Origin of the sequence: Streptomyces sp. NPDC001750, assembly GCF_042892615.1 — a bacterium.
Taxonomy (GTDB): domain Bacteria; phylum Actinomycetota; class Actinomycetes; order Streptomycetales; family Streptomycetaceae; genus Streptomyces.
Genome location: NZ_JBIAUE010000022.1, coordinates 116,620 through 126,178, shown reverse-complemented (window position 1 = coordinate 126,178; position 9,559 = coordinate 116,620). Strand labels below are relative to the sequence as shown.

The following is a 9,559-nucleotide window of genomic DNA, read 5'->3' as shown; positions in this document are numbered from 1 at the left end:
CTCGCCCACAACCTGACATCAGCAAGGTCCCCACCCACAACCACACCAACGACCGACCTGGCCATCAGTCACGGCAAGCACCGTTGCAGTACTAGTGTTTGAGGGTCATGCAGGGGTCATGCAGATGCCGGAATCCGGCCCCGTCCCAGCCCTTCGGGTGCTGAGATGGAGAGGTGGACGCGTTCCCCCAGCACCCGCTCGCCATAGCCCGCTCCCTGTACGACCTGTCGCAGGCCGACCTCGCCGAAGGCATCAAGAAAGCGGCGCGCCGCCGAAACCGGAGGGCTGGCACAACAAAGCAGCAGGTCTCCGTGTGGGAACGGCCAGGGGCCCATGCGCCGACTCTCTGGTATCAGCTGCTGATCGCCGACGTCTTCGGCATCGACTCCGATCTCGTGACCGCACTGGGCTGGCCGTACTGGCTGCCTGGAAGCGAGGCGCCCGTCCCTCTGGGCACAGGGGCGACGGTCACCGCTCTTAGAGAGGCCCAACGTCGCACCATGATCAGCCGCCGTACGCTCCTTGGAATTGCACCAGCCGCACTCACGACCCTCGCCCAGCAGTGGGCGGCTCTCGATCCCGCCCTGGGCGCCTCGGCCGCCGACGGTCAGGCACTCGCCCCAGAGCTCGTCACCTGGCTGGAACACAGTGCCCAGCACCTCACCAGCCTGGCCACCGCGGACCGCCAGCACACGACCCAACTCCTCGACAGCTACTACGACACCGTCGTCGGATGGCTTGAGAACGGCCGGTACGACGGGGCAACCGGCTCCCGGCTGCACGTGCTGGCCTCCTCACTCGCCCAGACCATCGGCTGGCACCGCTTCGACCACGAAGATCACACCGCGGCCGGCCACTACTGGAGTGCCGCCCTGCACGCAGCCCATCAGGCTGGCGATACGGACAGAGGTGCAGGCGTTTTAGCCGATTTCGCCTACCAGAGCATCTGGCTTGACCAAGCCGCACCAGCGATCGGCGTCCTCGACCACGCGCTCAACCGGACCCAGGACCCCACCGCCCGCTCACTGCTCCACCTACGCAAGGCCCGAGCCCACGCCATGAACGGAGACGCCCGCGACTGCCGACGCGCCCTCAAAGCAGCCGAGCACGCACTGGATACGGCCGTAGCCGCACCACCAGCATGGTGCAACTGGTACAACCTTGCAGACCTTGCCGTCGACTCCGGCCGATGCCTCATCGACCTCGGCGAGACCGGCCCCGCCCTGCGTCAGATCAGCCAAGGCATGGCCCTGCTGCCCGCCGCCCGGAACAAAACACGTGCCGTATTCCTGGCCTATGAGGCAGAGACACTTCTACGCCAAGGGGAAGTCGACCATAGCGCTGCAACTGCCCAGGACGCGCTCATCCTTGCCCAACAGATCGGCGCCTCGCGCTGCGTGCGCCAGATCACCAGCCTCTCAGCCGGCTTCCAGCCCCACCGCAAAGTCCAAGGCGTCCAACAGTTCCTCAGCGCCCTGCGCTCTGAGAGCAGAGGCAAGGCCGCGACGTCAAGGTAAATGCGCTGGGGACCGCCAGCGGGGGGCGGTGGCCCGGCAGTCAGAGGGCCGCCGGTCCGGCAGGCTCCGGCACGCCGAGGGTTTGATCCTGGTCGCCGGGGAGATGGACCACAGCAGCGTTGTCGACCGCTTCGGGCCGGTCGAGGGAACCGGTCGCATACGCTGGTGGACCAGTCCCGGCGTTCCGGGGACTCCGCCCGCCCTGCGGCGGGCGGAGGCGTAGCGGCTTTGCGCCGTGTTCGAAGAGATGCCGAATGCGACGGCGGCCTGTTTGACCGTCAGGCCGTCGGCCAGCACTACCAGTGCCTTCTCGCCAGCGGTCGGTCGGACGGGGATCACGGACGTCTCCTCGTGGTCAGTGGGGCAGTGCGATGGCGGCGCTCACCGCAGGTGACCGGACAGTCGGCGAGCGGCGGGAGTGGGCCGCCACGGGAGCCAGGGGAAGACGGATGACGATCCGCTTGCCGCCCGTGGCGTCCTCCGGAAGAACCTCGGCTCTGCCGTGGATTTCCTTCACCAGGGCGTCGACCAGGAACAGGCCGCGGCCACCGAGGCCGTGTGCGGCGGGCAGTGGCTTCGGCTTGAGCGGGTGGGCATCCGCGACGGCCAGCACCAGCGCGGTCTGCTCCTCGAGAGCGAGGGTGACCGCAGCGGTGGGCGAGAGCACGGCCGCATGTTGCACCACGTTCGTCACCAGCTCGCTGATGATCAGGCAGGCGGTGCCCACGACCTCCTCGGACATGCCCCAGTCTGCAAGGACCTTGGCCGTTTCACGGCGGGCCAGCGGGACGTACTCGGCCTCGGAGATCACCTGGAAGTTGTGGCGCATCACAGTGCTGGACATCGCGGGACTCACCCTCTCTCCGAGCGGCAGTCGCCCGGACCGTGACCGAAGGTAAGAGCCCCAGCACACGGAGGTGTTCACAACGGTGAACCCACGATCCCCTAGCCCGGATCAGCGTCGGACGGCGAGGAACGCTGGCCCGGGTGCGAGAGTTGCGTACAGACCCACGCGTTCGACGCGTACGGCACCCTCGTACCCGCAGGAGTCACGTACCGGCCGTCCCCAGCCGTGTACGGACTTATGTACTCAGTCGGATCAGGGAGACGCCGCTGGTCAGAGAGGCAAACCGATGCGGTGGGCCAGGCCCCGCAGGTCCCGCGCTGCGTGGGCGGGCAGCTGCCGGTCGGTAAGAAACTCGACGGTGTTTCTCACTGGCGCGTTGGCGTGGATGCGCTGCGGTGCGATCTCCTCGGCGGTCAGCAGGGCGGCGACCGCCTGGGCTTCCCGGCCTCGCAGGTGGGCCAGCGAACGGCCCAGGTCGGCGTGGAACGCGGCCTGCCGTCCCGGAGCCTGCGCCAGCGTCTCGGGGTGGACCCCGTCCCCGGCGGTGACGGCCACTCCGTGCAGACCGAGGTCGGTGTTCAGGCTCACCTTGTGGATGCCGACGTTGGTGGGGCCGAAGTTCAGGTGCCAGGCTCGCGTCTCGCCGGTGCGGCCGGCCAGCTTGGCGGCCTCCGCCAGATGGCCGCGGACATCCTGGGCGCGGGTGTTGCCGGGTCGCTGCCGGTCCTGGGTCAGCGAGGTGGCGGAGATCAGGTGGAGTTCGCCGAGCAGCGCATGGGCATCAGGGCTCGTCAGGTGCGCTTCGAGGGCGTTGGTGGCGGCGGTGGCCTGGGCCAGGGCCTGGGCGGGACTCCCGGCCGCCATCAGCACGTGGGTGTGGAAGAAGCCGGACAGTGCGCAGTAGACCGGGTCGTCCAACTCCGCGATCGTCTCGGCGGCACGGGTCACCGCGATGAACGCCAAGTCGGTGTAGCCGAGGTTCTTCAGCAGCAGGGTGCAGGCCGGATGATAGGCATCTGCCAGCAGTTTCAGCAGCTCGCGGCGGGCGGCGCCGACGGCGGCCTCGGCGGCTGCGTGCAGGTCGGCCAGCAGCGTCGGCAGCCCGGCGGCGAGGGTGCCGTATTCGGCCGCGTGGTAGAGCCGGTTGGCGGCCGCTACCCGTTCGGTCAGCACCGCCGCAGGAATCTCCGGTGGGCGGCGGTCCGGTGGGGTGGCCATGGTCAGGCCCATCAGCGTCAGCCGCAGGGCGGGGATCGCCTCGTGAGCCGCGCTGGTGTGCGGGTCCACTGGGGCGAAGGGCTGGCCGGTCAGTTCGGACGGGGCGATCTGCAACGCCTCAGCGAAGGAGGTGATGAGGCTGGAGCGGTCCAGCAGCCGACGGCCGTTCTCCACCATCGACAGGTAGCCGACCGACACCCCGGCCAGGCCCGCGAGGCTGCGCAGGCTCATCCCGCGCTGGCGGCGGGCCGAGCGCAGACACTCGCCGATCCTGACGGCCTGCTCTTCGTTCATCGCCCTCGCCTCAACTCCCGCTCTCGTGCCTCAGCCGTAGCGTAGGGCGAGCCTGCCGCCCCCGGGGGGTCTTTCCCGCCAGACGGCCGGCATCACCGCAGCCCGGCCCGCTCGGCCAGAGCCTGCACCGCTGCGCATTGAATGGTGGTGCGCTTGGTGAGCGCGGCGACCAGGTCGCGGGCGAAGGGGTCCAGCCGCAGCCGCAGCGGCGCTGCCGCGTCGGCCTCGACGAGCCGGGCGGCAGCCTCGTCGGCGCGGCCCTGACGGGCTTCGGCCGACGCGGCGACGACCAGCAGACCGGAGCGGTGGGCGCCGTCGAGCGCGGCATGGTCCGCCGCGCGTACGTGGTCGGCGGCCTCGGTCGCGTCGCCCAGCTCGGTGGCGACGGCGGCGCGGGCTGCGATCATCACGGCCGACTCGTGTGTGTGGCCGACCCGTTCGGCGGCCGTGACGAGGAGTTGTTCGGCCTTCAGGCGATGTCCGGCCATGGCATGGGCGACGGCGGCCAGCGCCGGTACTTCCCAGCCGGCTCCGGCGTCCTCGGCGCGTTCGGCGCGGGCCAGGGCGTACTCCGGCAGGCCGAGGTCGATCAGCAGCCGCACCTCCTCGACCAGCACCGGCACCGGCTCGCGGGTGCCGGAACGGGCCCGGTGCAGCAGCATCCACGCCAGGTCCCTGTACCCCAGGCGCCGAAGCAGCCCGGCGGCCAGCACATGCGCGTCCATGCGCAGCCGCACCGCCTCTTCCCGGCCGGGCCCCGTAGCGGCGGCCAGCGCGCGGTCCGCCGCCTCGACCAGCTCCGGCAGCGCGAGCGCGAGATGATACTCGTCGCCCACGGCATCGGCCCGTGCGGCTGCCCGAGTCCATTCCGCCAGCTCCTCCAGCAGCACGCCGGGGGCCGTATCCGGTTGTCGGCGGACCAGACTGCGACGCAGGCGGTAGGCGACCGCCCGCACCGCCGCCTGCTCCTCCCCGCACGGCGGGTAGGGCTGCCCGGTCAGGTCCGCGACATCGAGCCGCAACACGGTGGCCAGTGCCGCGAGTCTGCCGCGGCGGTCCACCCACTCCCAACCACTCTCCAGTCCGGCGAGGTAATCGAGCTCCAGACCGGTGAGAGAAGCAAGGTCATCCCTGCTCAGTTCCCGGCGGCGGCGCCAGGCGGCCAGGCGGGCCCCAATCGGGCCGCCGGCAGCCATCTCATCCAGCTCGCGCATAACCAGATTGCTCGCATACCCACTCGCCCGGACCGTGTTCTGCCAGGACAAAGGTCCATGCTTCCCGTTCAGGGGAGGGCCGAGCCCCCTGTGGCAGGACGCATATGCCTGGCGCGCGACACACTAGTCACACCGCTGAGGCCGCGCGAACTGGCTGACGACGCGCCCGGCCTGAGCGAGACAGGGCGCGGGGCCGGCGGGACCGCGACGTTGTTCCCGGACTGCCGCAGTCGTTCGAGGAGACGTGGCGTTCTGAGGCTTCAACTCGGCGTTGCGCAAGGTCAGGACCTGGAGCTGGTTGGTGTAGGTGACCACGGTGTCCTTCAGCTTGCGACCTCGGCGGCACGCTCGCCGTGAGGAAGCGCGGGAGACTCCAGCCTCGGTACACAGATTGACGATCGTGATCTCGCCGTCGGTGATCTCGGGCAGTCCGTGCTTCAGCCGCTCGAACGCCTCCATCAGCGAGCGGTCGATCTCGGTGGGCCCTCGACCGCCCGCCAAGAGACGGTCGAAGGTGTGCCGGATACGCAGCCGTGTCTCGTCTTGGTCGGCGGCGCTTCCGTCCCAGCCCCATGCCGTGTGGGTGTACTGGGCCAGTGCTGGCATTGAGGGGTCGGGTTGTCCCGGGACGAGGTGCACAGTGATGGCACTGTTCTCGGCGAGGTGGACGAGGTGGGACAAGTTGGTCGTGGCCGCTTGTCCCAGCAGTCCCTCGGCCATGAGCAGCACCGTGGGGCGGCGCTGGTGGGGTGGCGCTGTTCGTCGGCCTGGGGCAGCGGGTGCGGGGAGGGCGCAGGGGGGCGCTGGCAGCGGGCCGGTGCTGTAGATGAGGACGGATTTGGATCCGGCTGCCAGCGCGTCCAGCCACACCTGGGAGGGGTTGAGGTCGTCGAGCCGGTGCTGATGGCAGGGCGGGGTCAGGAGCGTGTGCGCCTGCTCTGTCTCGCGGATGGGTGTGCCGTAGGCGGTGAGCAGGATGCGTGCGGTCGTGGCGGGCAGTGGGAGCCGGGCCCTCTCTAGATTGCCGATGCGGCCTGCCGATGTCTTGACGATGTCTGCGGCCGTCTGCATGCTCAGACCGGCGAGCGTCCGGTGGTGGCGCATCAGCGCGCCGACCAGGACGGGAGGCAGGGAGGGGGCGTCACAGTCTGGTGCGCACGGCGCTGAGGTGGGGGTGTTGGCGGTCACGGGGTGGGTCGCCGCACGCACTTGCCGAGAGGAAGTGGTGGGTACTCGCGGGATCTGGGGGCGGAGCTGCGGGGGCGGCGGGGCGGACACGGGACTTCGTCCCTTTCGTCTGTCGGTTGGTGCCCGGGCCGGCGCGGCCCGGGCGAGCGGTCATGCGGCGTTCAGAACGCTTGAGGGCGGCGCGGGCCTGCTCGATGGCGGGCCAACGGGGCTGACGACGGTTCAGCGCGCGTAAGCCCTCTCCCATGGTCCGAAAGCGCACCCGGGGTCGATTTCTTTTAGCACGGCAGTGAATTCTTGAGTGCCGGGCTGACTGGTCTGATACAAGGCCTGGGCAACCCACACCAGCAAGCAGACGAACGTGTAGAGATTGCTCGACACGGTGAGGGGGGATTCTTCGAGGTCACGAGTCAGCAGAAGCACTTTTCCTGTATCACCGTCCAGGCACAGAAAGCCGTCGGCAAAGGTACCCAAACCTAATACGCTATCCGACTGCACCCAGGCGGGTAGCGTAATTCCGACCAGCACGTCACGAAGAGGTCGCATGGCGTACAGGTTGGTGGCGATGACGTCCCCGACGCTCACCGGTACACCGATTTCCTGCAGAGTGAAGCGAGCTTTAGCTTCCTTCACCGCCTCAGGAATCTGCTCTGGGGCTAGTACTGGTGCCAGAGCGTGGCCACCAAAAATGCGGATCATGTCCGAACGATTGACACAGTGCCGAGTCGTGCCAAAATTGCTCATTAAGTGATTTCTTTCGGTCTGGCTTCGCGTGGTACCGGGCGAGCACGTCAGCGACGCTGTCGCGACGTAATCCCATACGGATGGCGATGACGCTGGCGCTCTCCCCTAGCTGGCGCGCCCGGAGGATCTCGGCTTTCGTGCGGTTCCAGTGCTGATAGGAGCGGAGAACATCGACGAGTTCACCGATCGGAGCGCGATGTCGACGAGTTCGCTCTCGTCCAGCCAACGGGCGGCTCCTCGGTGTCCAGTCGGGTCTTGGCCTCGTCGACGATGGTCCAGCACTCCAACTCGTACGGCCAGAGCCGGGGCAGATGGGCGCGTGCCTCGTCGGGGTCCATGAAGACGAAGGCCACGTTGTCGACCGGTTGGTCAGGACCGAGCGCCTGATCACGTCGCACCGCGCAGGCGTCGCGCATCTCGACCGGCGATACGGCCCGTCCGAGGACGACGACTTCCAGCACCCGGCGTTCCGCGTCGTAGAAGCCACGGATGTCCTTGTCGTAGACGTACGGCTCCTGCAGGTACCCCCCCTCGTCCGTGATTCCCATACGCAGGTGTGCCGGTTTCGCCTGCTGGAGTGCGGCCGACGCGTCGAGGTCCAGATCGTGGAACTGCACGAGGGTGGTGTCGTTCGGTCCGCGGTGCAGCCGCCAGCAGCCCTGGTCCAGCCAGCGGCGGGAGACCAGGGAGCGGTGCCCGGGGCCCTGGAAGGCACAGGCCCAGCCGTGCCGGAGGTGATGTCCGCCGAATCCGGGCGCCCGGTAGAACAGCGGGCCACGGGTGCGCCATTGCGCATGGAGTGTCTTGAACGACGCGACGCGGAAGGGCAGCTCACTCAGCAGCCCGGCCACCTCGGCCGGGCCGCCCTCGAAGTCGAAGGCGGCGTCGACGTATCCATCGGCGCGCATGACGAGGTGGTACTCGGCGTCCTCGTCGAAGTACGCGGCGACGGTGTCCCCCTTGCCCGCGAAGCGCTCGATCCAGTCCGGCGACGGGCGTGCACTGCGGGAGTCGACGTCGACCTCACGCGGCGCCCGTGCGTCTCCCCACAGCCGGTGCTCCCACAGGGCGTGAGCCGCCGCGGTCGCGTCCGGGGTCTCCAGCGCCATCGTGATTCTTTCCAGCATTTACTGTCCTTCCGATGTTTCGGCCGTCCTGCCGTCCGACCATGCCGTGAAGTCACGCCCCGCCGCAGTGCTGAAATCTCTGCTGTGTTGAGGCCGCGACGTGGGGCGAGGCGAGTGTCTGGTGGAGTACTTGGCGAGTACGTCATTGATCCGGTCGAGTCGCAGACCCATCCGGATGGCAATGACGCCGGGGCTTTCGCCCTGGCCGCGGCGATAGAGGATCTCTGCGGTGGTGCGTTCTCTGCGCTGGTATAGGCGTAAGACCTCGGACACTTCTGCTGCCGGGACCCGTAGGGCCGTGGCGATGGAAAGGACCCCCTGCCCCTTGTCGGCTCGCGCGAGTATGTCCTGGTGCCGACGCTGCCACGTACTCTGTGCCGGGATGCGCAGCGGTGCGGCTTCCGGGTCTGGGGCGGTGAGCATGTCCTGCCCGGCCTCCCAGAGGCGGGCGAGCACGGCGCCCTTGCTCAAGTGCAGGATTTCTGCCGTGATTGCGCTTGAGGCGACGTTCCGGTAGACGGCGGTCAGTGTCTCAGTGTCGACACCCAGTGCGTCCGGCTTGACCCGCGCTGGCAGGCCGGCTAGCGCGAGATGGCGGTGGACGAAGCTGCTGGAGCGGCCGGTGAGCTGTCTGATGTCCTCCTTTCTGTAGCCCTGCAGATGAAGGTCCACGACAGTGGAAGCGGGCAAGGGCTTTGAAGGGCGTATGGGCTTGATACGGGGCGCTCGCAGGACGCCGGCGTCGTGGAGGCGGTTGTACGCCGTGCCGTAGGAGACCCCGCACTCCTTGGCGGTTGCGGCAATGCTCAGCCTGCTCTTGTAGAGCTTTACCAGGCGGGGAACATCCACCTCCTGGGCCAGCGGTGTGCCCCCTTTGCGGAGTTCGACGCCGGCGCCGAGCAGTATCTTCCTTGCTTTCCCGTACGAGCAGCCACAGAGCCAGCCGACCCGGTCGATGCTGAGCCCCAGGTGATACAGGAGCTCCATGGTGACTGCGATGGGGTCTGGTGACGGACCTGGATGAGCGTGTACTTCCACGCCTTCGTTCCGCAGCGCCGAGCGAACCGTCGGCACCGTCTCCCCATAGAGCTCCGCCAGACGGTCCGGTGAGTGCCCGCCCGACCGGTAGAGCACCGCCATCTCGGCCGCGCGGGTGGCGTGGCCTCGTCCAGCGGGTGGTTCAGGCCTCTTCGGTCGAAGCCTAGTGTTCCCGTTGTAGAGGGGTGATAAGGCGTCCTGCTCGGGCATGAGCCTTCCTCTTTGTGACCCGAATGAATTGAGAGGTACTTGTGGTGGCGCGCGGGCGTGTCTACGCATACGCAGGAGGGCCGCATTGGCAGTGACAACACGGAACGAGTGGCCGAGGCGGACCAGGTGCGCCGGACGCAGCATGTGCGCGAGCCCGGTGGG

Annotated in this window: 8 protein-coding genes; 1 reads left to right on the top strand and 7 read right to left on the bottom strand. The window is 68.4% G+C overall.

The genetic code is table 11. The annotated features are described in order from the left end of the window. Positions 1–173 precede the first annotated feature (173 nt). Positions 174–1,517 (top strand): helix-turn-helix transcriptional regulator, encoded by a 1,344-nt coding sequence (locus ACFYY6_RS29030; RefSeq protein WP_389196399.1) that lies wholly within the window; start codon positions 174–176, stop codon positions 1,515–1,517. 355 nt (positions 1,518–1,872) lie between these two features. On the opposite strand, the gene ACFYY6_RS29025 is transcribed toward ACFYY6_RS29030, so the two are convergent. The 7 genes from ACFYY6_RS29025 to ACFYY6_RS28995 form a co-directional block, all read right to left on the bottom strand. Next, on the bottom strand, positions 1,873–2,361 hold the full coding sequence (locus ACFYY6_RS29025) for an ATP-binding protein (RefSeq protein ID WP_389196397.1): 489 nt from the start codon (positions 2,359–2,361) through the stop codon (positions 1,873–1,875). Positions 2,362–2,634: 273 nt separating this feature from the next. After that, positions 2,635–3,876: a helix-turn-helix domain-containing protein gene (locus ACFYY6_RS29020; protein WP_389196395.1), complete on the bottom strand. Its 1,242-nt coding sequence runs from the start codon at positions 3,874–3,876 to the stop codon at positions 2,635–2,637. A 92-nt stretch (positions 3,877–3,968) separates the two neighbouring features. Continuing rightward, a complete protein-coding gene (locus ACFYY6_RS29015; RefSeq protein WP_389196393.1) occupies positions 3,969–5,090 on the bottom strand; it encodes a DNA-binding protein in 1,122 nt (373 codons plus the stop codon). 123 nt (positions 5,091–5,213) lie between these two features. Further along, positions 5,214–6,299 carry a helix-turn-helix domain-containing protein gene (locus tag ACFYY6_RS29010; protein ID WP_389196392.1) on the bottom strand — a complete coding sequence of 362 codons (1,086 nt, stop codon included), beginning with the start codon at positions 6,297–6,299 and terminating at the stop codon, positions 5,214–5,216. A 201-nt stretch (positions 6,300–6,500) separates the two neighbouring features. Further along, on the bottom strand, positions 6,501–6,977 hold the full coding sequence (locus tag ACFYY6_RS29005; protein ID WP_389196390.1) for an SUKH-4 family immunity protein: 477 nt from the start codon (positions 6,975–6,977) through the stop codon (positions 6,501–6,503). Between the two features lie 224 nt (positions 6,978–7,201). Beyond that, positions 7,202–8,149 carry a hypothetical protein gene (locus ACFYY6_RS29000; protein ID WP_389196388.1) on the bottom strand — a complete coding sequence of 316 codons (948 nt, stop codon included), beginning with the start codon at positions 8,147–8,149 and terminating at the stop codon, positions 7,202–7,204. Beyond that, positions 8,150–9,397 (bottom strand): hypothetical protein, encoded by a 1,248-nt coding sequence (locus ACFYY6_RS28995; RefSeq protein WP_389196386.1) that lies wholly within the window; start codon positions 9,395–9,397, stop codon positions 8,150–8,152. Positions 9,398–9,559 lie beyond the last annotated feature (162 nt).